Below are 23148 nucleotides of genomic sequence, written 5' to 3' on the forward strand. Positions count from 1 at the left end.
CTCATGCGGCGCGTCCGTACTCGCTGAGGAGGGTCTTGAGCTTCTGGCCCATGGAATTGAGGTTCTGCACGGCGCGCTCGGTGGAGCGGGTGCTGGAGAGGGACTGCTGGGTAGCCTGGTTGACGTCGCGCATGGCCTGGCGGATTTGACTGATGCCGGTGGCCTGCTGGTTGGCGGAGGCGGAAATCTGCGCGGCGGTGATGGAGGCCTGGCCGAGCAGCTCACCGAGGGTTTGAATGGTGGCGCCCGCCTGCGTCACCACGCGGGTGGCGGCGGCGACGCTCTGGGTACCGGCCTCCGTCGTCATCACCGCGCCCTGGGTGGCCTTCTGGATTTGACCCAGAATCTGACGCACCTGGGCGGTGGCCTTCTTGGACTGGTCGGCCAGGGCCTTCACCTCGGCGGCCACCACGGCGAAGCCCCGGCCATGCTCCCCGGCGCGGCTGGCCTCGATGGAGGCGTTGAGCGCCAGCATGTGCGTCTGCTCGGAGATGTCGTTGACGGTGGTGATGATGTCGCCGATGGCCTGGGCCTGCTCGGCCAGGGCCAGAATCCGCGTGGCGATGGACTCCACCTGCTCGCGCACACTGCTCATGGCGGCGATGGCCTCGTCCACCGCGCGCCGGCCGCTCTTGCCCACCTCCTCCGAATGGCGTGCCGACTCACTCACCGCCCGCGCCCGGCCCGCGGCCTCGTCCGACGTCTGGGCAATCTCCTCGATGGTGCTCACGGTTTCGGCCACGGCGCTGCCCTGCTCCTGGGCGCCGGCCACCTGCTGGGTGGTGCTGGCGAGGATTTCGGCGGTGGTGGCGGCGAGCTGATTGACGAACTCGGCGACGGTGCGGAGCGTGTGCTCACGCTCCTCTGCTTGTTTGGCCAACTGGGCTTCGGCCTGCTGGCGGCGCTCGGCCATGGCGTTGAAGGCGCGCGCCAGCTCCCCCGTCTCGTCCTGGTTGTTCACGTCGATGCGGTGGGCGAGGTTGCCGCCGCCGAGCTGCTCGGCGCCCATCACCAGCTTGTCCAGCGGGCCGGTGATGGAGCGGGAGACGAGGACGCTGCCCAGGCCGACGACGAGGAAGCCCAGCAGCGTGCCCAGCCCCAGCACCCACATGGTGCGCCCGGCGCTGTCCCGGGCCTCGCCCTCGAAGTGGGCCCAGTGCTGGTCCTCCAGCTGCAGCATCTCCTCGAGCCCCTGGCGCACGCGCTCCGTGAGCTGCTTGCCCTGGACCTGCTGCAGCCGCGTCACCGCCGCCTGCATGCCCTGCTCCCTCCGGATGCCGATGATGAGGTCGAGCTCGTTCAGCCGCTCGTGGATGATGGGCTCGAGGCGGACCAGCCGGGCCTGCTGCTCGGGCTCGTCGCTGAGGTCCTGGCGCAGGGCCGCGAGGTCCGTGTTGATCTCCTGGACGGCCCGCGTGTAGGGCTGCAGGTAGTGCTCCTCGCCGGTGAGGAGGAACCCACGCTCCCCCGTCTCCGCGTCGACCAGGAGCGCGCGGACCTGGCGCAGGGCACGGCCCTGGTCTCGGCTCTCCACCAGGTTGGCGGTGGTCTCGGTGAGCTGCCGGGCACCCATGAAGGACACCAGGGCCACGGCGAGCAACACCACCAGGGACAATCCGAAACCGAGCGCAATCTTCTTCCCGATACTCATGTACTCCGCTCCTCGGAGAAGTCGAAGAAGAGCCGACCATCCGCCAGCAGCGCCTCGCCCTCCAGCACGATGATTCCCTCCCGGCTGATGCCGGACACGAGGGCGCGCTCACGTGAGCCGAGCGCGGTGGGGGGAGGCAGCAGCGTGTCGCGCGAGACGAGGAGCACCTCCTCCACCGCGTCGGCGCGCAGGCCGAGCTCCGGCCGGTTCGGGCCCACCACCAGCACGGGCCCGTGGGAGGCGGAAGCGGTGCGTCCGAAGAGGGGCGCCAGCTCCACCACCGCGAGCACCTCGCCATGCAGCAGGGTGAGGCCGCGCAGCAGCTCGGGCGCGGCGGGCAGGGGCACGAGCTGCCCGGGGGCGCGCAGCACCTCCAGCACGAAGCGCGTCTCCAGCGCGTAGTCCTGTTCGCCGGAGCGGAAGTGCACCAGCTCCAGCAGGGGACCGGCCTGGGTCCTCCGGTGGAGGGGCCGGGCGAGGGCCCGCGCGCGCTCGTCGAGCAGGGCCGCCTCGCGCTGGGGGTCCACCGTGGTGGCGGCCTCGGTGGAGGCGGCGAGCCCGGCCAGCCTCCGGTAGGCCTCGGCCCAGTCGAGCCCCCCGCGCTTCGCGTCATCGCCTCCCGTCATTCACGCGTCTCCTCGAAGGCTTCCAACCGGGTGCGCTCGTCCCGGGCCACCGCCACCAGTCTGCCGGCGCGCTCGCCATCCGCCAGGAGCACCGGCGTCTCCGGGGGCAGCGTGGCGCACAGCGTCTCGGCGAGGCGGAAGGCGCGCAGGGCCCCCTCGGTGTCTCCCTGGCGCCGCAGGAGGTGGCCCATCATGAGGTGGGCCACGGCCAGCGAGGGCTCGAGGTAGAGGGCCTGGCGCGTGGCGCGTTCGGCCTCGGGAAGGCGGCCGAGTCCCAGCAGCAACACCGCCTCCAGGTAGCGCAGCTCCACGGCGAGGGGATGGCGCCGGGCGGCCTCGGCACAGGCGCGCACGGCGGCCCGCGGGTCGAGGTTCGCCAGGGCCCGCACCGCCACCGCCACCGCGCCCGGGTCCGCCGCGAGCGCTCCGGCGCGCAGGGCCGCCTCGCGCCAGTCTCCGAGGGCGAGCGCCCGCCGTGCCCCCTCCAGTCCCTCGGCCTCGGGGGCCGCGGGGGGCTCCGGCGCGGGAGGTGGAGGCGGGGGTGGGGCCCGTGTCACGGGGGCGGGCGGGAGCGCGGGGGGCGCCTCCAGGGGCGGGAAGGGGAGCGGCGCCGCGCGCGCCGGGACGTGGCGCAGGGAGTGGACGCGGGTGGGGTGGCCGGGCGCGGGCCGGTGGTAGACGACGCCCCAGTCGGTGACGATGGTCTCGAAGGGCGCGAGCCCGCTGAGCGGTGGGTCCGAGGGGCCGGGAATGAGGAAGCCGCCGTCGGCGAGCGTGGCGTGGAGCCGCCGGGCCACCGCCTCGATGGTCTGCCGGTTGAAGTAGATGAGGACGTTGCGGCAGAAGATGAGGTCCATGCCCCACAGGCCCTGGGCGGGCGAGGGCCAGGTGTCGTCGGCGAGGTTGAGGTAGCCGAAGTGGACGCACTGGCGGATGTCGGAGGACAGGGTGTAGCGCCTGCCCTCCAGGTGCAGGAAGGGCCGCATGTGGTCGGCCTCGCGGCCGCGCAGGGACCACTCGCCGTAGCTGGCCACCCCGGCCCGCGAGAGCGCCGCGCGCGACACGTCCGTGCCCCGCACCTCCATGTGCCCCCCGTAGCCCTCCTCCATCAGCAGCACCGCCAGCGAGTAGGGCTCCTCGCCCGAGGCGCAGCCGGCGCTCCACGCGCGCACCGTGTGTCCCGGGCCCCGCAGCTGGCGCAGCTCCGGGAGCACCTCGTGGCGCACGAACTGGAAATGCTCCGGGTTGCGGAAGAAGTACGTCTCCCCGATGGTGAGCTCCACCAGCAGGTCATCCAGGGCCGCGGCGTCCGCCTCGAGCAGCGCGCGGTAGGCGGCGAAGTCCCCGGACAGGCCGGCGCGGGCCATGGCCCGGTCGATGCCTTCCATGGCGGCTGGAGGGCAGCTCGGCGGCAGCAGGCCGGCGCGCTCGGCCACGAAGTCGAGCACCAGGACGTAGCCGGGATGGCGCCAGCTGGGGGATGGGTCGCTGCTCACCGCGGGGCTCCCTCCTTCACGAGCGCCTCGTCCAACTCGAGCGCCTCCGCCTCGGAGAGAAAGGTGCGCAGGTCGTGCAGGAGCACCAACCCATCGGGCAGCTTCAGGGCCCCGGCCACGTAGCCCACGCCCGGGAGCTCTCGTGGGCTCGTGTCGAGCATGCCTGGCTCCAGGGCGAGCAGGCCCTCGGCCCGGTCCACCCGGAGGGCAATCCGGCGCGCGCCCGCCTGGGCCACCACGAGGTGATGCGCGCTGGAGAGCGGGCGGGCGGGCAGGCGGAAGCGGCGCCTCAAGTCGAGCACGGGGAGCAGCTCGCCGCGCAGGTCCACCAGGCCCTCCACGACGGCGGGGGCGCGGGGCAGGGGGGTGAGCCGGACGGCCCGGACCAGCTCCCGCACCTCCTCCAGGGGGAGCGCGTAGCGTTGCCCCTCCAACATGAAGAGAAGGACCTCGCGAGCCGTCGGAGTCACCATGCGTCTCCCAATCCTGCGCAGTCTAGGCCCGGGCCGCCCGCCGTGGCCGCTCGCGTGAGGGGGGGCGTGGGGAGCTGACGTCTGGTGGACGTCGTGCCGCGCAGGGCACACCCTGTTGCGTGACGCACCCCTCACGCTGGTGTCACGGGAAAATGTGACGCCTCGGGTTGTCCGACCGGGTGGCACGGAAGGGGTGAAAGGCCTGGAATGCTGGCCGCCCTGGGAGGGAGCCGTCAGGCGTGGCGGAAGGGGTGCGGCCTCACGAATGGCGGCGGCTCCATCTTCAAGGCATGGCGGAGCACCCAACCACCCTGGAGGCCACGGGGCGCCAGCATCTCCACGACTTCATCCGGGAGCGCCGGGCGCACATCCTGGAGCATTGGGAGCGGGCGGTGCGCCAGCTGCCGAGCACCCAGGGCCTGCCCTATCCCCGGCTCGGCGGCCACCTGCCGGTGCTGCTCGACCGGATGGCGCGGAGGATGGAGGCGCTGCACCAGGGGCGCGAGCACGGCGAGCTGGCGGAGACACCGGAGCTCCACGCGCTGGAGCGGTTGGACCTGGGCTTCGACCTGGAGGAGGTGTCCGCCGAGTACTCGGTCCTGCGCACGAGCATCCTGCGGCTGTACGGCGAGCACCTGGAGCGCACCGCGCCGGGCGAGCTGGCCACGGTGCTCTGGGAGCTGGAGCGCTTCAACCGCTCCTTCGACGAGCTGATGGCCGCGGCCGTCTCGCGCCATGCCCGGGCGCGCGAGCGCACCTATCAGGTGCTCGAGCGCATCTCCCAGGCGGGGCTGGGGACGGAGGACCTGGACACCTTCCTGCCCCGGCTGCTGCGGGTGATGTTGGAGGCCACCACGGCGGTGGACTCGGTGACGCTGATGTTGCGCGAGGGGGACGTGCTGCGGGCGAGGGCCTCGGTGGGCCTGGAGGAGCTGGTGCGGGCGGACTTCCAGGTGCGGGTGGGCGAGGGCTTCTGCGGGAGCATCGCCGCCAGGCGGCGGCCCATGGAGCTGCGCTCGGCGGCCACCTCCCCACTGGTGAAGTCGGGGGCCTTCCGCCGCCAGGGTACGCGGGGGCTGTACGGGGTGCCGCTGATGCAGGGGGACGAGGCGCTCGGGGTGGCGATGATGGGCAGCCGCACCGCCTTCGAGTTCTCCAGCGAGGACAAGCTGCTCTTCCGGAGCATGGTGGGGCGGGCCACGGCGCTCATCCTCCAGGCGCAGTCGGCCGCGCGCGAGCGCCAGGCGCGGGAGCAGGCCGAGCGGGCGCTGGCGCTGCTGCGCGAGCAGGAGTCGCGCACGGGACGGCTGCAGGAGGTGACGGCCGCGCTGTCGCAGGCGCTCACCACGGCGCAGGTGGCGCACGTGGTGTTGGAGAAGGCGGTGCGGGCGCTGGGGGCCGCGGGCGGCTCGCTGGGGTTGTTGTCCGAGGACGGCCGGTGGTTCGATCTGCTGGAGACGACCGGTTACGCCGACGAGGAGGTGCGGGAGTGGAAGCACTTCCCGGCCGACGCCCCCGTCCTGTTCGGCGAGCCGGTGCGCCGGGGGCTGCCCGTCTTCTACGAGACGCTCGAGGCCGTGGTGCGCGACTACCCGGAGTGGAGGGGACGCCCCGAGGTGGAGGCCTACGGGGCGTTCGCGGCGCTGCCGTTGTGGGTGGAGGGCCGGGCCATTGGCGCCATCGGGCTGTCCTTCCGCCGGAGGCCTCCGTTCGCCGAGGACGAGCGGGCGTGGATGATGGTGGTGGCGGGGCAGTGCGCGCAGGCGTTGGAGCGCGGGCGGCTCTACGACGCCGAGCTGCGCGCGCGCACCGAGGTGCAGGTGGCCCTGGCGCGCCTGGACGGCATCATGGACACGGTGCCGGTGGGGCTGGGCTTCTGGGACATGCAGCTGCGCTTCGTGCGCCTCAACGAGCGCCTGGCGCGCATCAACGGGCTGTCCTCCCGGGAGCACCTGGGCAGGTCCATCCGCGAGGTGCTGCCGGGCCTGGCGGAACAGGTGGAGCCGTTGCTGCGGCGGGTGCTGGAGACGGGACAGCCGGTGATGGACGTGGAGCTCGCGGGGGAGACGCCGGCCCAGCCCGGCGTGAGGCGGTACTGGCTGGCCAGCTACTACCCGGTGCGCAACGAGGACGGCACCCTGTCGGGGCTGGGGGTGGTGTTGGTGGACATCTCGGAGCAGAAGCGCGCGGAGGAGCACCTGCGCCGCACGGCGGAGTTCCGCGAGCGCTTCATGAGCATCGTCTCGCACGATTTGCGCAACCCGCTCAACGCCATCCTGCTCTCGGCGCACGCGATGCTGCGGTGGGAGGACGTGGGGGAGCGGCACGTGAAGGGGGTGCGGCGCATCATCACCAGCGCCGAGCGCATGAAGCGGATGATTTCCGACCTGCTCGACTTCGCGCGCGGGAGGCTGGGCGGAGGCATTCCCTTGAGCCGGCGGGAGGTGGACCTGGGGGGGCTGTGCCGCGAGGTGGTGGACGAGCTGGAGACGGGGCGTCCGGGGCGGGAGGTGGAGCTGGAGCTGGAGGGGGACCTGAGGGGCGAGTGGGATGGGGACCGGCTCACGCAGCTGCTCATCAACCTGGGGAAGAACGCGCTGGACTACAGCCCCGAGGAGACGCGGGTGCGCATCGTGCTGCACGAGGAGGAGGGCGGCGTGCGGCTGGAGGTGCACAACGCGGGCCCGCCCATTCCGGCCGAGCGGTTGGGGGCGATTTTCGAGCCCTTCCGGAGGTTCTCGGGAGAGGAGCAGTCGCCGACGTCGAGCGCGGGGCTGGGGCTGGGGCTCTACATCGTCCAGCAGATCGTCCAGGCGCACGGGGGCACGGTGTCGGTGCGCTCCACGGCGGAGGAGGGGACGACGTTCACGGTGCGGCTGCCCCGGCGCGTGGCCGGGCCAGGGGTGCACTGAGGCACGCTACCCGCCGTCCGTAGGTGAGCCCGCATCCGGAGAACCACCGTCCGGAGAACCACCATCGAGGCCCGCGTCGGGAGTGCCTCCATTCAGGTCCGGGGAAGGCGAGGGCACCTCGTGCACGGGAACGCGCTTCCCGGCGCGCCACTGCCAGGTGCCCGCGTCATCGAAGGGAGACATGGTGTTGCCGAGCGGGAAGTCGGGACTCTCTGGGATCGGTTCGTACCCCGGGAGCGGCTCGAGGATGAACAGACCGGGCATATCCACCGGCTCCGTGACGATTTTCACAATCCCGCTGTCTGGCTTCTCCAGATCCTCCGGCTTGGGACGGACCCCCGGCTCCGCGACGACCGTCACCGTTCCTCCGTCGGGGATGTGCAGGCGCCAGAGCACATGGTCTGGTTCGGAGCCGATGACGCGCCGGAGGATGCGGCCGTCCTTGCTGATGGCGTATTTCGCACCTGAATCCAGTGCAGGGGCCGTGCGGCCGCAATAAGCGAGGTCTTCGTCGACGTAGACAAAGATGATGTCGTCTCGGCGGGTGAATCGGTACGTGTGTGCCTCCTGCCTGGCCCAGCACGGCAGGTTCTTTGTGGAGGCTCCCGGGGGAAAGAGGTCATTGGCGACGACCATCAAGGCGCGTAGCGCCTCGCCATCCATTTCATACGTCCCCTTCCTCGCGTTCACCTCGACGAAGTCCCCTCCGGTCGACAGAGGGAAGATGATGGAATTGTCGTGCGCGGACGGGGTGGAGAAGGGCTCCGGCCTTCGTACGCAGCCGCAGAGGATGAGAGCGGCTGAAAAGATGAGTTCCCTCAGGGTCATGGACATTCCTCTATGGGCTTTGGCGGGAACTCACCTATCGCTTATCGATGCGACGGTGTTTGGGTTTGTCCCATACTTCAGGGTCAATCAATTCACGTTGCCAGTGGCCTTGGTTCTGGGTCCAGAGCGTCATGGAGCGCGTCGCCGGGACATACTGGTAGAAGCCGTCACATGAGGGGGCCGCGGGGTCCTTCGACCTGGAGAAGAAGGCGACGATGGAGAGCAGAATCTCGCGATCGTCCTGCAGCTTGATGGACCACTCATGGAGGCTGGCCATGTTTTCAATGAATTGAGTGTCCTCTGGGGAGAGGATGGTCCCGAATGGATGGTTGTGAAGGGCGAAGATGTACCGGAGGTCGCCCGGCGCATAGCGGGAGTCGCTCACGAAGGGAGGGAGCCTGCAGCTCTTGTTTCCAGTCACGAGATCCTCGGGCCTCGATAGGTCCGTGAGCATGCTCATCTCGTACTGGTGCTCGGGCGTGTAATAGAGCCAGGCGCAATATTCGGTCGCCGCCCTGCGGGCCAGTTCGGGACTCGAGGCCTGTAGGTAGCCCACGGCGGCGTTGGGCTTGGAGAGGATCAGGGGGCAGGCGGCCTTGAGCGCGTCCGGGTAGGTGTCGAACGGCCCGAAGTTCTGCATGGGCCCCGGGATGTGGTCGGGGTCCTCGCCAGGGCCGGGCCGCCAGACGCCTTCGACGGGCCTGGGCGGTGAGCACCCCAGTCCCATGAGGAGTGTGGCCAGCAGCCGCCTGGAAAACAGCCTCGTTCCGGACATGGGGGCGACCCTACAGGAAAGCCCGGCCTGCCCGTCAGAAGGGCTGCAACGCGGGCCCGTTCCAGGCATCTTGGTTCCGCCATGGTACGTCACGTCATCGTCGTGGGAGCGGGACCCGGGGGCCTGTCGGCGGCCATCAACCTCGCGGGGTTGGGGCTGAAGGTCACGGTGGTGGAGAAGGAGCCGGTGCCCGGCGGGCGGATGCGTGGGCTGACCCTGGGCGAGCACGGCGAGTACGCCGTCGACACCGGCCCCTCCATCCTCCAGTTGCCTGGGGTGCTCGAGCGCATCTTCGAGCGCGCGGGCAAGCGCATCTCCGACTACGTGAAGCTCGTGCCGCTGGACACCAACACCCGGGTGCACTTCTGGGACGGCACCTACCTGGACACCACCCGGGACGTGGCGCGCATGGAGAAGGAGGTGGCGAAGTTCGGCCCCGACAAGGCTCCCGCGCTGCGCCGCTGGCTGGAGGAGAGCCGGGCCAAGTACCCGCTGGCCTACGAGAAGTTCATGGCCACGCACGCTGACAGCCTCGCCTACTACGCGCCCTGGCGGCTGCTGCCCACGCTGCGCTTCAAGCCCTGGCAGACGCTCTACAAGCACCTGGACGAGCACTTCCACGACGACCGCATCACCTACGCGCTCTCCTACCCCTCGAAGTACCTCGGGCTGCACCCCACCACGTGCTCCTCGGTGTTCGGCGTCATCCCCTACCTGGAGCTGGCCTTCGGGGTGTGGCACGTGGAGGGCGGCTTCCGGGCGCTCGCGCGGGGGATGATGAAGTGCGCCGAGGACCTGGGCGCCACCTTCCGCCTGGGCACCCCGGTGGAGCAGGTGCTGGTGGAGTACGGCCGGGCGGCGGGGGTGCTCCTCAAGGGCGGCGAGCGGCTCGAGGCCGACGCGGTGGTGGTGAACGCGGACCTGCCCTATGCGGCCCAGAAGCTCGTGCCCGCCGAGGCCCGTGCTGGCACGCGGCTGACGGACGCGGCGCTCGACAAGGCGAAGTACTCCTGTAGCACCTTCATGGCCTACTACGGGCTGGACCGCGTCTACGACGAGCTGCCCCACCACCTCATCTACCTCTCCGAGAGCGCCCGGCGCACGGACCGGGCGGCCCTCGAGGACCAGGAGGTGGACCTGGACGACCCGCCCTTCTACGTCTGCAACCCCACCGTGACGGACAAGAGCGGGGCGCCGGCGGGCCACTCGACCCTCTACGTCCTGGTGCCCACGCCCAACACGGCGCGTCCGGTGGACTGGGCCGCCACCGAGCGCGTCCTGCGCGAGCGGATTCCAGCCATGCTGGAGAAGGTGGGCCTGAAGGGGGTGCGCGAGCACATCCGCGCCGAGCGCTACTTCACCGCCGAGACGTGGCGGGACGACTTCAACGTCTTCCGGGGGGCGGTCTTCAACCTGTCGCACACCTGGCTGCAGCTCGGCCCCCTGCGCCCCCGCGTGAAGAGCCCCAGCGTCGAGGGCCTCTACTGGGTGGGGGGGGGGACGCACCCGGGCAGCGGGCTCCTCACCATCATGGAGAGCGCCAACATCGCCGCCGACTACCTCTCCCGGGAGGCGGGCAGGGGACCCCTGGCTGGCTGGCCCCATGTCCCTCCGGTCGAAGGGGTTACGGCCGAGCCCCCCACAAGAGTCGGCTGAGCCCGCCCGGAATACGTGGTAGGACTTTGAGCCTTTCGACACGCGAACGAATGAACGAAGCGCTCCAAGTCCTGCTGGCCGATGGTGTCATTGACGAGGTGGTGGGCCGCCTCAAGAGTGGCAAGGAGGCCGACGTGTACCTCGTGCGCCACGGCGGCGAGGTCGTGGCGGCGAAAATCTACAAGGAGCGGGAGCACCGCAACTTCCGCAACAACTCGGGCTACCGCGAGGGCCGGCAGGTGCGCAACAGCCGCACCGCGCGCGCCATCGCCAAGGGCAGCCGCTTCGGCGTGCGGGCCGCCGAGGACGCGTGGAAGACGGCCGAGGCCGACGCCCTGGGCAAGCTGTTCGCCGCCGGTGTGTGCGTGCCCAAGCCCGTCATTTTCTACGAGGGCGTGCTCCTCATGGAGCTGGTGCTGGACCTCGAGGGCCACCCGGCGCCGCGCCTGGAGGAGGCCTCGCTCACCGCCGAGGAGGCCTCGGCGCTCTACTTCGACCTGCGCAACCAGGCCATCCGGATGCTGTGCTGCGACCTCATCCACGGGGACCTGTCGGCCTTCAACATCCTGCTGGGCAACCGCGGGGCCACCATCATCGACTTCCCGCAGGTGGTGGACGCGGCGGCCAACAGCCAGGCCGAGTTCTTCTTCAAGCGCGACCTCGAGAACCTGCGCCGCCACTTCGAGTTGGCGGACCCCAGCCTGCGCGCGCGGGCGGGGGATGCGGCCGAAATCTGGCGGGCCTACACCAAGCGCGAGCTGACGCCGGACTACGAGCCCACCGGGCGCTTCCAGGGCGGAGACGGTCCGCGCGAGCGCCGCTCCTCCTCCGGGCCGCGCAATGGCCGCTTCGACGGCAACGGCTCGGGCGCCCGGGGCGGGGGGCGTCCGCAGGGAGACCGCTTCCCGCGGGGCGACCGTCCGCAGGGCGAGGGCTTCCCGCCGAGAGGCGACCGTCCGCAGGGCGAGGGCTTGCAGCAGCGCGGAGACCGTCCGCAGGGCGAGGGCTTGCAGCAGCCCGGAGACCGTCCGCGGGGTGACCGCTTCCCGCGAGGCGACCGTCCGCAGGGCGAGGGCTTGCAGCAGCGCGGAGACCGTCCGCAAGGCGACCGTCCGCCCCGCGGAGACCGTCCGCAGGGCGAGCGTTTCCCCCGGGGAGAGCGTCCCCAGGGCGAGGGCTTGCAGCAGCGGGGAGCGCGTCCCCAGGGCGAGGGCTTCCAGCAGCGGGGAGAGCGTCCCCAGGGCGAGGGCTTCCAGCAGCGGGGAGCGCGTCCGCAGGGCGAGCGTCCTTCGCGGCCGGAGGGCGAGGGTCAGCGTCCGTGGCGGGAGCAGGGCGCGCGGGGCCCGGAGCAGCAGGGGCCTCGGGAGATGCGTCCGCGGGGCGAGCGTCCTCCGCGCAACGAGCCTCGGGGCGAGCGTCCTCCTCGGGGTGAGCGTTTCCCCCAGGGCGGCCAGGAGGGCCAGCGTCCGTGGGGAGAGCAGGGCACGAGGCCCTCGGAGCAGCAGGGTCAGCCTCAGGGCCCTCGCGGGCGTCCTCCGGAGCGGAGGGGCGACGGGTCCGGGCGTGGGCCGCGTCAGGGTCGGGGCGGTGCTGGCGGAGCTCCTCAGGTGTCCTACAAGGCTCCCGCCGCTCCCTCTTCCCCGGGCAAGCCCGAAGACGAGTCCTAGCGGTAGCGGTCGGACGGCTCGGGCTGGCAGGCCACCTCCAGGAAGGTGGTGCTGCGCCCACGGACGAGCGCCCACAGACAGCGCATCAGACAGGCGGCTCCGAACTCCCGGTAGATGAGTCCGAGGTTCTCGAGCACCTCACGTCCGGTGATGACTCCGCGCATCGCGCTACCCCCTGTAGAGCTTCGCGAGGGGCCTACTGCAAGCGCCTTGCCGGGCCCTTCCTGGCGGAACTACAGGGTTTGTTCGAGCGTGGACGCGCCAAGCCCCCCGTCTTCCGTTGAGCGATGCACGTGTTGCTGCGCCAAGGTGCGCCTGCCCTCCCTGAACTCTGAAGTTCCTACAGGTGGCTTGTGGAAAGGTCGACGGGGGCTCGCGGATGATGGCTCCGCGGTCCAACCCTTGTCCCAGGAGCCCCCCATGCGTCGCAGCACCGTCATCGCCGTCGTCGTGGCCTTCGTCCTTGGTGGTTTCGCCCAGAGCGCCTTCGCCGAGAAGCAGCCCAAGATGGAGGAGGCGCTCGTCCACCTGCGCTACGCCCTGGCCGCGCTCAACGGCGCCACCCACGACAAGGGCGGCCACCGCGCCAAGGCCGTGGAGCTCACCCAGAAGGCCCTCGAGGAGGTGAACGAGGGCATCGCCTACGACGCCAAGCACTGACGCCGTGCGTCACGGCCCGCCGGGCACGCACTCCCGGTGGGCCGGGTGATCGGGAAAAACCGGCTGGCGCAACTGGAAACCTACAAGTCCGATAATCGAAGCTAGGCAGGCACACTTACATCTCCCGCGCCGAGCGCACTCTCCAGGAGCGCCGGTCATTCGCGAGGTTTCCCGTCATGGCGATCGACAGCACCGGTGGTTCGAAGCCCTACATCAAGCCGAAGCCGCCCGAGCCGAAGCCGGAGACGAAGGCCAAGCCGGCCAACACGGCGAAGCCGACGAAGACGCAGCCGCAGTCGACGAAGGCCAACGGGGGCCAGACGACGCGCAACACGGCGAAGCCGCAGCCGTCGCGTGACGGGTTCGAGAGCAAGCCGGCCACGTCGACGGCGCGGGGCCAGCAGGCCGAGCGGCTGGGGTCCACCACGGCGCCCGCGGCGGCGCAGCAGGCTCCTGGCACCAGCGACAAGGGCGTGCTGTCGAAGCTGGGGCTGACGGCGGACGACCTGAAGAAGGCGGGCCAGGCGGCGCTGCCGCACCTGGAGAAGGCGGCTCAGGCGGTGGTGAGTGGCCATCCGGAGCAGGCACTGGAGCACCTGCGCACCGCGGCGCTCTCCTCGCCCGAGGTGGCGCAGAAGGCCATCCGCGGCCTGGCGCAGAACCTGCCCGAGGGCCCGGCGAAGTCGCTGCTGACGGACGAGAAGGTGGCCAAGGAGCTGGTCACCAACAACGCGCTGCACGCCTCGATTGGCAAGCTCATCCAGAACCCGGGCGACACGGGCGCCATCCGCGAGCTGCTCAACAACGCCGGTGCGCGTGACGCGGTGCTGGGCGCGCTGGGCAACGACAAGACGGTCAAGGAGCAGCTGGCGAAGGTCGGCCTGGAGCCCAAGGACCTCGTCGAGGCGGGCGCGGCCGCGCCGAAGCTGTGGGACGCCGCCGACAAGTTCAAGGCGGGCGATGTGAAGGGCGGTCTGGCGGACATCCAGGCGGCGGTGCAGGCCGCGCCGGGGCTGGCCGCGAAGATTGGCGAGAAGCTCGAGAAGATTCTCCCGCAGTCGGTGAAGGATCAGTTCGCGAAGCTGGGCATCACGCCGGAGCAGATCCGCACGGCGGGCCCGGCGCTGCCGCACCTCTTCGAGGCGGCGGATGCGGCCTCGAAGCAGGAGTGGGGCAAGGCCTTCAACGCCTTGAAGGAAGCGGCGATCTCCGCGCCGGACCTCACGAAGCAGGCGATGAAGGGCCTGGCGCAGCAGCTGCCCGAGCAGCTGGGCGCGGTGAAGACGCTGCTCACCAACGACGCCTTCCTCAAGGAGGTCGTCACCAACCGCGACCTGCACGGCCAGGTCGGGAAGCTCTTCAACGACTCCACGCGGATGGAGGGCCTGAAGGGGCTGCTCAACAACGACAAGGTCCGCGATGCGGCGCTCACGGCGCTCGGCACGGACAAGGGCGTGCAGGAGGCCCTCAAGAAGGTCGGCCTGGAGCCCAAGGACCTCGTCGACGCGGGCAAGGCCGCGCCGAAGCTCCTGGAGGCCGCCGAGAAGATCAAGGCCGGTGACGTGAAGGGCGGTCTGGCGGACATCCAGGCGGCGGTGCAGGCCGCTCCGGGGCTGGCCGCGAAGATTGGCGAGAAGCTCGAGAAGCTGCTGCCCCAGAGCGTGAAGGATCAGTTCGCGAAGCTGGGCATCACGCCGGAGCAGATCCGCACGGCGGGCCCGGCGCTGCCGCACCTCTTCGAGGCGGCGGATGCGGCTTCGAAGCAGGAGTGGGGCAAGGCCTTCAACGCCTTGAAGGAGGCGGCGATCTCCGCGCCGGACCTCACCACCCAGGCGATGAAGGGTCTGGCGCAGCAGCTGCCGGCGCAGCTGGGCGCGGTGAAGACGCTGCTCACCAACGATGCCTTCCTGAAGGAGGTCGTCACCAACCGCGACCTGCACGGCCAGGTCGGGAAGCTCTTCAACGACTCCACGCGGATGGAGGGCCTGAAGGGGCTGCTCAACAACGACAAGGTTCGCGACGCGGCGCTCACGGCGCTCGGCACGGACAAGGGCGTGCAGGAGGCGCTCAACAAGGTCGGCCTCACGCCGGCGGACCTGGTCGAGGCGGGTAAGGCCGCGCCGAAGCTGCTCGACGCCGCCGAGAAGATCAAGGCGGGCGACGTGCGTGGCGGTCTGGCGGACATCCAGGCGGCGGTGCAGGCCGCGCCGGGTCTGGCCGCGAAGATTGGCGAGAAGCTCGAGAAGCTCCTCCCGCAGTCGGTGAAGGACCAGTTCGCGAAGCTGGGCATCACGCCGGAGCAGATCCGCACGGCGGGCCCTGCGCTGCCGCACCTCTTCGAGGCGGCGGACGCGGCCTCGAAGCAGGAGTGGGGCAAGGCCTTCGACGCCCTGAAGGAGGCGGCGATCTCCGCGCCGGACCTCACCACCCAGGCGCTGAAGGGGCTCGCGCAGCAGTTGCCGGCGCAGCTGGGCGCGGCGAAGACGCTGCTGACGGACGAGGGCTTCCTCAAGCAGCTCGTCACCAACCGCGACCTGCACACGCAGGTGGGCCAGCTCTTCAACGAGTCCACGCGCCTGGAGGGCCTGCGTGGCCTGCTGGGCAACGACGCGGCGCGCGACGCGGCGCTCACGGCGCTCGGCAATGACCCGAAGGTCCAGGAGATGCTGACCAAGGCGGGCCTGGACAAGACGGACCTGCTGCAGGCCGGCAAGGCGGCGCCGGCCCTGTTCGACGCGGTGAAGGCCTTCTCCGACGGCAAGCTCGACGAGGGCATCAGCGCGCTGGGCAAGGCCGCCGAGGCCGCGCCGGAGCTGCTCAACAAGATTGGCGAGAAGCTCATCAGCAAGCTGCCCGAGGGCCTGCGCAACAACATCACCGCGCTGGGCATCAGCCCGACCGACCTCATCCAGGCGGGCAAGGCGCTGCCGGACGTGCTCAAGGCGGCGCAGGCGCTGGGCCAGGGTGACTTCCAGCAGGCGCTCAAGAGCCTCAAGGACGCCGGCAGCAAGATGCCGCCGGCCATCATCGAGAAGGCCATCACCACGACGGCCGGCAAGCTCACGGACGCGGGCTTCGCGGGCGTGGCGAAGTCGCTGCTCACCGACCCGGCCTTCGTCCACGAGCTCGTCACCAACAAGGACCTGCACGCCGCCTTCGACAAGATGATGTCGGGCGACCTGGTGCAGGGCACCAAGGAGCTGCTGGCGAACCAGTCCGTGGCCATGGCGGCGGGCAACGCGCTGGCCAAGAACCCCGGCGTGATGGACAAGCTCAAGCCGTTCGGCATCCAGGACGGCAAGGACATCGCGGCGCTGGGCGGCTCCATCTTCGACGTGATGCAGGCCGGCCAGCAGTTCGTGAGCGGCCAGCCGGGTGACGCGCTCAAGTCGCTCGGCCACGCCCTGGCCAACGTGCCGCCGGACCTGCGCGGCCGCATGGCGGGCTCCATCGCCGACAAGCTCCACGCTCCGGCCTGGGCCCACGACACCATCGTCGCGGCCGCCAGCCTGCTGGGCAACCAGGACGTCGGCAAGGCGCTCGGCGACGCGTTCGGCGCGCTGCAGAAGGGCGACATCGGCGGCTTCGTCGAGGGCATCGCCACCACCGGCCGCGCCATCGCCGCCACGGCCCCCGAGGCCGCCAAGGCGTTCCTCAACTCGCTCTCGAAGATGCCGGGCAGCCTCGGCAAGCTCTTCGGGGACCGGGAGCTCAACGCGGCCATGGTGGACTCGGGCGCGGTGACCAACCTGTTCGAGGCCGCCCAGAAGCTGGCGCACGGCGACATCGGCGGGGCGCTCAACGAGATCGCCCAGGCCGCCGGCTCGCTGCTCACCCAGGGCGACCACTTCCGCGTGGCGGGCCACGACCTGCCCTTCGGGCGTCAGGGCATCGAGAACCTCACCCGGCTCTTCGGCCGCTTCGTGGACGCGCTGCCCGAGAAGCTCAAGGCGAGCATCGCCAAGGAGGCCACGAAGTTCGCCGCCAAGGCGGGCCTCAAGTCGGTGCCCCTGCTCGGCAACGTCGTCAGCGCGGGCAGCGCCATCGGCAGCGCCAAGGACCTGTGGGACGAGCTGCACAAGAGCCCGAAGGACGCGCTCAACATCGCGCTCACCGCGGGCCAGCTCGGCCTGGACATCGCCGGCGTGGTGCCGGGCCTCAACAGCATCACCGGCCCGCTGCAGATCGTCCTCGGCACGGCCAAGGTCATCAAGGGCGCCGCGGACCTGGTCGGCGACCTCCGCGAGTTCCAACGCGGCCTCGTCGGAGCCTGACGCACCGCCTCCTGGCCCCCTCTCCTCCGCCTCCGGAGGGGTGGGGGCCTCGGAAAGCCCTTAGAAGGATGACTCCCCCCGTGCCGTTCGGGGGGCACCTCGGTGTAAGGTGGCGCCCGGGTTTCACCCGCCCTGGGGGGCGTCTTGCACCGAGTTCAATCACCCATGAAGCGTTTGCTGCTGGCTGTTCTTTCCCTCGCGACCTTCCTTCCCGTTCCGGCCCTCGCCGCGGCCCAGAAGGTCACCCTGCCCACCAAGACGAAGAACGCCTGCATCCGCAAGGCGGCGCGTCTCGTGTCCTTCCAGAAGTACGAGGGCGCCCTCACCGAGCTCACCTCGGCCGGGTGCACCGAGAACCTCGGCACCGAGGAGCAACTCTGGGTGGATACGATGCAGGGCGTGGTCTACAACGGCCTCGGGCAGGGCACGGAGGCGGAGGCCGCCTTCTGCCGCGCGCTGCTGGCCGAGCCCCTGGCGAGCCTGCCGCTCGAGAGGCCCACCACGGCGCTCAACGACCTCTTCGAGAAGATGCGGGTCGACTGCCCCGAGCGCAACAAGCCCAAGCCCCCGCCCGAGCCGGTGGTCCAGGCCCCGCCCCCGCCCGAGCCGGTGGTGGCCGAGGCCACGCCTCCTCCCGCCGAGTCCTCCTCGGACTCCATGTTCGACGGCTCCTTCAGCCTGTCCGGGATGCGCGACTCGCTCGAGGTGTACGCCGGTCTGCACGGCGAGGCCGATCTCCAGCGCCTCTCGGGCCCGCTGCCGCTGTATGGCGCGAACGTGCAGGGCTCGGTGCACCTCTTCCACGGACTGCGCGCGGGCGTGGGCCTCACGGCGCTCGCCTCCACGCGCTTCTCCTCCGGGCCCCTCTTCCTGCTGATGGCGGATGCGCGCCTGTCCTATCCCATCCTCCCGGCGAACGACCGCTTCGGCCTGCGCGTGTACGCGATGGGCGGCCCGCTGCTCTACACGACGAGCGAGCCCGCGGGTGGCGCGAGGGCCGGCCTGGGCCTCGCCCTGGACGTGTCCAAGCTGCGCGTGTCCCTGGGCGGCGCCTACGAGTGGCGGAGCAACTACCGCCTCGGCTACAGCGCGCCCATGGCCTTCATGGAGCTGGGCTGGAAGTTCGCGGGCCCGGGCGGCATGTGAGCCCCTGAGGTTCGCGGTGGGCCCGGCATGACGACCCCGTCATGACCGGGCCTCGTCGTTTTCGTGCCCCGCGAGGGGCTCGCGGCGCGCCGCGCGAGCACGGGGGCGGACACCCTCGCGCTCGGAGGGAGGCCCGCTCAGAGGAAGGGCCGGGACAGCTCGTCGATGCGGCGCAGCTCGTCCGGCGAGAGGGTGAAGCCCGTGGAGCCGACGTTCTCCTCGGCGTGGCGCCGCTTCGTCGCGCCGGGGATGACGACGACCGTGTCCCCGTGGAAGTTCGCCAGCCAGTTGAGGGCCACCTGCGAGGGGGTGGCACCGTGGGCGGCGGCGATCTTCCGCAGCTCCTCGATGAGGGGGAGGCTGCGCGCGAGCCCGCTGGCGCGGAAGGACGGCAGGTACTTGCGCGGGCCCGGGCTCTTCTGGATGAGCGATGGGTCCTCGTGGAACTTGCCCGAGAGCAGGCCCTGCGCCAGGGGCGAGTAGGCGATGAGGGTGATGCCCAGCTCCTTGCAGGCGGCGAGCACGCCGTTGGACTCGATGCGCCGGTCGAGCAGGCTGTACTGCATCTGGTTGGAGACGAGCGGAATGCCCCGGCGGGCGAGCGTCGCGTGGGCCGCGCGCATGCGCCTCGCGTTGTAGTTGCTGACGCCCACCGTGCGAATCTTCCCCGCCTGGACGAGGTCCGCCATGGCGTTGGCCTGCGCCGCGACGGTGGTGAGCGCGAAGGGCTGGTGGATTTGGTGCAGGTCGATGGGGAAGGGGCTCAGGCACTCGAGCCGCGCGCCGATGGTGTCGCGGATGCTGGAGGCGCCGCGCGGGAAGGGCCACCACTTGGTCGCCACCACGACGTCCCCGGGCTTCTTGCCCAGGCGCGTGAGGGCTCCGGCGAGCGCGCGCTCCGAGCGGCCCCGTCCGTAGATTTCCGCGGTGTCGAACCAGTTGATGCCGCCGCGCAACGACGCGTCGATGATCTCCTGGACGGTCTCGGCGGGCAGGGCCTCCCAGAAGCCGCCGGTCAGCCCGAAGCCCTCGGAGAACTGCCAGCACCCCAATCCGACGGTGGAGATCTCGATCTCCGATCGCCCCAATTTCCGACGCTGCATCGTGTGTTCCTCCTGAAGAGGAGACGGTCCGCTCCGAATGTTCTGCGGAGGGCGCGGGTTTGTACGTCGTGAGACAGAAGGCCGGGGGCGGTGGCTGCCCCGCGTCCTGGCGCTCATGGGCCGGAGTTGTAGCGCAGTGAGCGCGTGGTAAGGGGAGCCTTGGAGCGAGGGCGTGATGAACGAGTCGAAGACGGAGCGGCCCCAGGACCGGGTGCCCACGGGAGTGCCAGGCCTGGACAGTGTTCTGCACGGCGGCCTGCTGCGCCGGGGCGTGTACATGATTCAGGGCCGCCCGGGCGCGGGGAAGACGATCCTCAGCAACCAGGTGTGCTTCCATCACGCCGCTTCCGGGGGCCGCGTCCTCTACGCCACGCTGCTGGCCGAGACGCACGAGCGCCTGCTCTTCAACCTCGAGCCGCTCACCTTCTTCGACGCCTCGCGCATCCCCGAGCAGATTGCCTACCTGAGCGCCTTCGCGACGCTCGAGGCCGGAGGCCTGAAGGGGCTGGTGGAGGTGCTCCGGCGCGAGGTGCGCGCGCGCAAGGCCACGCTGCTGGTGGTGGACGGCCTGGTGACGGTGGAGGAGAGCGCCGAGACGAAGCGGGACTTCAAGAAGTTCATCCACGAGCTGCAGATCCACGCCAACTTCGCCGACTGCACCATCCTGCTGCTCACCAGCACGAACGCGGAGCCGGTAGGGCCCGAGCACACCATGGTGGACGGGGTCATCGAGCTGGCGGACAACCGCTGGGGCCGGCGGGCCGAGCGCGAGCTGGAGGTGAAGAAGTTCCGGGGCAGCGGCTACCTGCGCGGCGGCCACGCCTTTCAGATCAGCCGGGACGGCATCACGGTGCTCCCGCGCCTCGAGGCGCTCCTGCAGGAGCCGTCGCGCCAGGACCCTTGCAAGAAGGCACGGGTGTCGACGGGAATCGCCCGGTTGGATCGGATGCTCGAGGGGGGCCTGCCGTGTGCCTCCACCAGCGTCCTCTTCGGCCCCACCGGGGCGGGCAAGACGACGTTCGGGCTGCACTTCCTCAACGAGTCGAGCAAGGCGGAGCCGGGCCTCCTCTTCGGCTTCTACGAGACGCCGCCGCGCATCCTCCTCAAGGCCGATGCGCTGGGGCTCGACCTGGACAAGAAGAAGAAGCAGGGCGTCTTCGACATGCTGTGGCACTCGCCCACCGAGCGCATCCTGGATGGGCTCGGCAACGAGCTCGTGTCGGTGGTGCGCGAGCGGGGCGTGAAGCGGCTCTTCATCGACGGGGTGGACGGCTTCATGAAGTCGGCGGCCCATCCCGACCGCATCAGCCACTTCCTCGCCGCGCTCACCAACGAGCTGCGGGTGCTGGGCGTCACCACCATCTACACCAGCGAGCTGCAGGACATGTTCTGCGCGGAGGTGCGGCTGCCCATGAGCGGCATCTCCAGCCTGGTGGAGAACATCTTCTTCCTGCGCTTCGTGGAGCTGCGCACGAAGGTGCACCGGGCGCTGTCCGTGGTGAAGGTGCGCGACAGCGACTACGACAGCACCCTGCGCGAGTACCGCATCACCAAGAAGGGGGTCGAGCTGCTCGACACCTTCGAGGGCGCCGAGGCCATCCTGACGGGCAACGCGAAGCAGGCGAGCCCGGCCCGCTCCAGGCGCAAGGGCCTGCTCCGCAAGCGGAGCCGGTCATCGTGAAGACGCTCCTGGTGGTGGACGACGAGGTCGGCATCACCGAGGCGCTGCGTGAGCTGTTGAGCGAGGAGGGCTTCCTCGTGCTGACGGCGCGCAACGGCAGGGAGGGCCTGGAGCGCGTGACCGAGAAGCGGCCGGACCTCATCCTGCTCGACTACATGATGCCGGTGATGGACGGGCGCGAGATGCTGACGGCGCTCGAGGCCGACGCGACGACCCGGGACATTCCGGTGCTGATGGTGAGCGCCGTGCCCCGCGCCAGCCTTCCCGCGGACTGCAAGCCCGCGCACTTCCTGCGCAAGCCCTTCAACCTCGACCAGCTGCTGTTGCACGTGCGCCGGTTGCTCGGGGAGCCACCAGCGCCCGTGCGGTGAGCCCGCGGCGGCCTACCCGAGCTTCTTGATGAAGGCGGCGGCGAGCTCGGCCTTCTTCGCGTCGCTCTCGTTCGCGGGGACCACGAGGATGCGCTCGGCGGGGAGCACCTTGCGCGCGCGCTCCTGGAGCTGGGCGCTGTATCTGGCCACGTACTCGTCGGCCGTCTTCTGGGGGACGCCCTGGGCGAGGCCCTTCTTGCGCTGCTCCTCGAGGCCCGCGAAGTCGAGCACGCACCCGTCGGCCTGGCCGAGGTACAGCAGCCAGCTGGCGCTGTAGAGGCCCACGCGCTGCTTGCCGGCGGCGAGCTTCTCGAGCGCGGCCGTGTAGAAGGGCGCCAGCTTGGGGTTCTCCCCCGGGGGCAGCCCACCCTGGAGCATGAGCTTCTGGGCGTCCTTGTTGTCGGAGACCACGTCGGTGATGGCGTCGTTGTCCACGTAGGTCAGCCCGGCCGTCGAGCAGGCCCGGGCAATCCATGGGGCGGACTCGGCCGGCTCGTTGTCGAACACGATGACGAAGCGCTTCATCGGGGAGGCTCCAGAAGGGGGGGAGGGCGGCCATCATAGCCGTGGTGGGCTGCTGGGCGAGCCTCCAGGCGGGCGGAATCGGCCGGGAGGCACGGCGGTGGGACCGTGGGTGCCCCGGGGAGCGGGAATGCGGCACACGGGGGAGAGCCGGGTTAGAGAGGGGACGTGGCCTCTCCGCATTCCGCTCCGCGTCCCCCCCAATCCCTCAAGGCCCGGCTGAAGAACACGGGCAGCCTCTTCCGGCAGTTGCCGGGCACCTTCCGCCTCTTCTGGGCCGCGAGCCGCCGGGGCGCGGTGGTGCTGGGCGCGCTCACGCTGGTGGCCGCGGTGTTGCCCGCGGGCATCGCCTGGGTGGGCAAGCTGATTGTCGACGGCATCGTCGCGGCGCAGCGGGCCGGGGACGGGGCGGGCCGCGAGCACGTGCTGCGGCTGGTGCTGCTGGAGTTCGGGCTGATGGCGGGCTCGATGGTGGTGGACCGGGCCCTGGGCCTCACGCGCGAGCTGCTGCGCGCCAACCTGGGCAACCTGCTCAACGAGCGGATTCTCCAGAAGGCGCTGGAGCTGGAGCTGCGGCACTTCGAGGACTCGGACACCTACGACAAGATGCAGAACGCGCGGCGCGAGGCGAGCAGCAGGCCGTTGGACCTGGTGATGAACGCGTTCGCCATCGTGCGCAACGTGGTGACGCTGTCGACGTACGCGGTGCTGCTGGTGTCGCTGTCGCCGTGGAGCGTGGTGGTGCTGGCGACGGCGAGCATCCCGGCCTTCATCGCCGAGGCGCGGCTGGCGGCGGAGGGCTTCCGGCTCTACTCGTGGCGCGCGCCCGAGGGCCGCAAGCTCAACTACCTGGAGTGGATTCTCACGCGGGACAACCACGTGAAGGAGGTGAAGGTGTTCGGCCTGGGCCCGCTGGTGCTGGGGCGCTACCGGACGCTCTTCCAGAAGTTCTTCCAGGAGGACCGGGCGCTGGCGCTCAAGCGGATGGGGTGGGGATTGGGGCTGGGGCTGGTGTCGCTGGGGGCGTTCTACGGCTGCTACCTCTTCGTGGCGAACCGGGCGACGCTCGGGGCGCTGACGATGGGCGACGTGGTGCTGTACCTGGGCGTGTTCCGCCAGGGACAGGCGGCGTTCCAGGGGATTCTCTCCAGCGTGGGCAGCATGTACGAGGGGGCGCTCTTCATGAGCAACCTCTTCGCGTACCTGGAAATCCCCACCGGGCAGGAGGCGCCGAGGATGCTCCCGGCCCACACGGCGCCGAGGGGCCGGGGCAACGCCATCGAGCTGCGCGACGTGTCGTTCCGCTA

17 protein-coding genes and 1 pseudogene are annotated in these 23148 nt (G+C 70.6%); 9 read left to right on the plus strand and 9 right to left on the minus strand.

All coding sequences use genetic code 11. The features are described 5' to 3' along the window. Position 1: 1 nt before the first annotated feature. From ACJ8AN_RS00275 to ACJ8AN_RS00290, 4 genes are read right to left on the minus strand one after another with little or no spacing between them, the layout of a single operon-like run. The gene (locus ACJ8AN_RS00275; protein WP_407753141.1) at positions 2–1651 is read right to left on the minus strand and encodes a methyl-accepting chemotaxis protein; all 1650 of its coding nucleotides are present in this window, start codon (positions 1649–1651) and stop codon (positions 2–4) included. Next, positions 1648–2277 carry a chemotaxis protein CheW gene (locus tag ACJ8AN_RS00280; protein ID WP_407753142.1) on the minus strand — a complete coding sequence of 210 codons (630 nt, stop codon included), beginning with the start codon at positions 2275–2277 and terminating at the stop codon, positions 1648–1650. The genes ACJ8AN_RS00275 and ACJ8AN_RS00280 overlap by 4 nt, the downstream gene beginning before the upstream one ends. Beyond that, positions 2274–3773 carry a CheR family methyltransferase gene (locus ACJ8AN_RS00285; protein WP_407753143.1) on the minus strand — a complete coding sequence of 500 codons (1500 nt, stop codon included), beginning with the start codon at positions 3771–3773 and terminating at the stop codon, positions 2274–2276. The genes ACJ8AN_RS00280 and ACJ8AN_RS00285 overlap by 4 nt, the downstream gene beginning before the upstream one ends. Continuing rightward, entirely contained in the window at positions 3770–4246 is a 477-nt protein-coding gene (locus ACJ8AN_RS00290; protein WP_407753144.1) for a chemotaxis protein CheW, read from the minus strand. Before ACJ8AN_RS00290 ends, ACJ8AN_RS00285 begins: the two co-directional genes overlap by 4 nt. A gap of 290 nt (positions 4247–4536) precedes the next feature. On the opposite strand from ACJ8AN_RS00290, the gene ACJ8AN_RS00295 reads away from it, so the two are divergent. Further along, on the plus strand, positions 4537–7158 hold the full coding sequence (locus ACJ8AN_RS00295; protein WP_407753145.1) for a GAF domain-containing protein: 2622 nt from the start codon (positions 4537–4539) through the stop codon (positions 7156–7158). Positions 7159–7164: 6 nt separating this feature from the next. On the opposite strand, the gene ACJ8AN_RS00300 is transcribed toward ACJ8AN_RS00295, so the two are convergent. Further along, a complete protein-coding gene (locus ACJ8AN_RS00300) occupies positions 7165–7848 on the minus strand; it encodes a hypothetical protein (RefSeq protein WP_407753146.1) in 684 nt (227 codons plus the stop codon). 172 nt (positions 7849–8020) lie between these two features. After that, positions 8021–8761 carry a hypothetical protein gene (locus ACJ8AN_RS00305; protein ID WP_407753147.1) on the minus strand — a complete coding sequence of 247 codons (741 nt, stop codon included), beginning with the start codon at positions 8759–8761 and terminating at the stop codon, positions 8021–8023. A gap of 81 nt (positions 8762–8842) precedes the next feature. Here ACJ8AN_RS00305 and ACJ8AN_RS00310 point away from each other — a divergent pair, with 81 nt between their 5' ends. Together ACJ8AN_RS00310 and ACJ8AN_RS00315 are read left to right on the plus strand one after the other, a co-directional pair. Beyond that, the gene (locus tag ACJ8AN_RS00310) at positions 8843–10417 is read left to right on the plus strand and encodes a phytoene desaturase family protein (RefSeq protein ID WP_407753148.1); all 1575 of its coding nucleotides are present in this window, start codon (positions 8843–8845) and stop codon (positions 10415–10417) included. Between the two features lie 50 nt (positions 10418–10467). Continuing rightward, positions 10468–12084 carry an RIO1 family regulatory kinase/ATPase gene (locus ACJ8AN_RS00315; protein ID WP_407753149.1) on the plus strand — a complete coding sequence of 539 codons (1617 nt, stop codon included), beginning with the start codon at positions 10468–10470 and terminating at the stop codon, positions 12082–12084. Here the strand turns inward: ACJ8AN_RS00315 and ACJ8AN_RS00320 are convergent. Then, positions 12081–12248, minus strand: coding sequence for a hypothetical protein (locus ACJ8AN_RS00320; RefSeq protein WP_407753150.1), 168 nt, complete (start codon positions 12246–12248; stop codon positions 12081–12083). The two genes, ACJ8AN_RS00315 and ACJ8AN_RS00320, sit on opposite strands and share 4 nt — an antisense overlap. A gap of 256 nt (positions 12249–12504) precedes the next feature. Between ACJ8AN_RS00320 and ACJ8AN_RS00325 the strand changes: the two genes are divergently transcribed. The 3 genes from ACJ8AN_RS00325 (at position 12505) to ACJ8AN_RS00335 (ending at position 18164) form a co-directional block, all read left to right on the plus strand. Further along, on the plus strand, positions 12505–12744 hold the full coding sequence (locus ACJ8AN_RS00325) for a hypothetical protein (protein ID WP_407753151.1): 240 nt from the start codon (positions 12505–12507) through the stop codon (positions 12742–12744). Positions 12745–12920: 176 nt separating this feature from the next. Then, positions 12921–17018 carry a hypothetical protein gene (locus tag ACJ8AN_RS00330; protein WP_407753152.1) on the plus strand — a complete coding sequence of 1366 codons (4098 nt, stop codon included), beginning with the start codon at positions 12921–12923 and terminating at the stop codon, positions 17016–17018. Positions 17019–17183: 165 nt separating this feature from the next. After that, entirely contained in the window at positions 17184–18164 is a 981-nt protein-coding gene (locus tag ACJ8AN_RS00335; RefSeq protein WP_407753153.1) for a hypothetical protein, read from the plus strand. A 137-nt stretch (positions 18165–18301) separates the two neighbouring features. On the opposite strand, the gene ACJ8AN_RS00340 is transcribed toward ACJ8AN_RS00335, so the two are convergent. Continuing rightward, the gene (locus ACJ8AN_RS00340) at positions 18302–19267 is read right to left on the minus strand and encodes an aldo/keto reductase (protein ID WP_407753154.1); all 966 of its coding nucleotides are present in this window, start codon (positions 19265–19267) and stop codon (positions 18302–18304) included. Positions 19268–19442: 175 nt separating this feature from the next. Here ACJ8AN_RS00340 and ACJ8AN_RS00345 point away from each other — a divergent pair, with 175 nt between their 5' ends. Then, positions 19443–20948 (plus strand): RAD55 family ATPase, encoded by a 1506-nt coding sequence (locus ACJ8AN_RS00345; RefSeq protein ID WP_407753155.1) that lies wholly within the window; start codon positions 19443–19445, stop codon positions 20946–20948. After that, the gene (locus ACJ8AN_RS00350; protein ID WP_407753156.1) at positions 20945–21319 is read left to right on the plus strand and encodes a response regulator; all 375 of its coding nucleotides are present in this window, start codon (positions 20945–20947) and stop codon (positions 21317–21319) included. Before ACJ8AN_RS00345 ends, ACJ8AN_RS00350 begins: the two co-directional genes overlap by 4 nt. A gap of 12 nt (positions 21320–21331) precedes the next feature. Here the strand turns inward: ACJ8AN_RS00350 and ACJ8AN_RS00355 are convergent, their stop codons facing one another. Then, the gene (locus tag ACJ8AN_RS00355) at positions 21332–21844 is read right to left on the minus strand and encodes a hypothetical protein (protein ID WP_407753157.1); all 513 of its coding nucleotides are present in this window, start codon (positions 21842–21844) and stop codon (positions 21332–21334) included. Positions 21845–22009: 165 nt separating this feature from the next. On the opposite strand from ACJ8AN_RS00355, the pseudogene ACJ8AN_RS00360 reads away from it, so the two are divergent. Continuing rightward, a pseudogene (locus tag ACJ8AN_RS00360) lies at positions 22010–23148 on the plus strand (ABC transporter ATP-binding protein); the annotation flags it as partial.

The organism is Archangium sp. (assembly GCF_045802675.1).
In the GTDB taxonomy this organism is placed as follows: domain Bacteria; phylum Myxococcota; class Myxococcia; order Myxococcales; family Myxococcaceae; genus Archangium.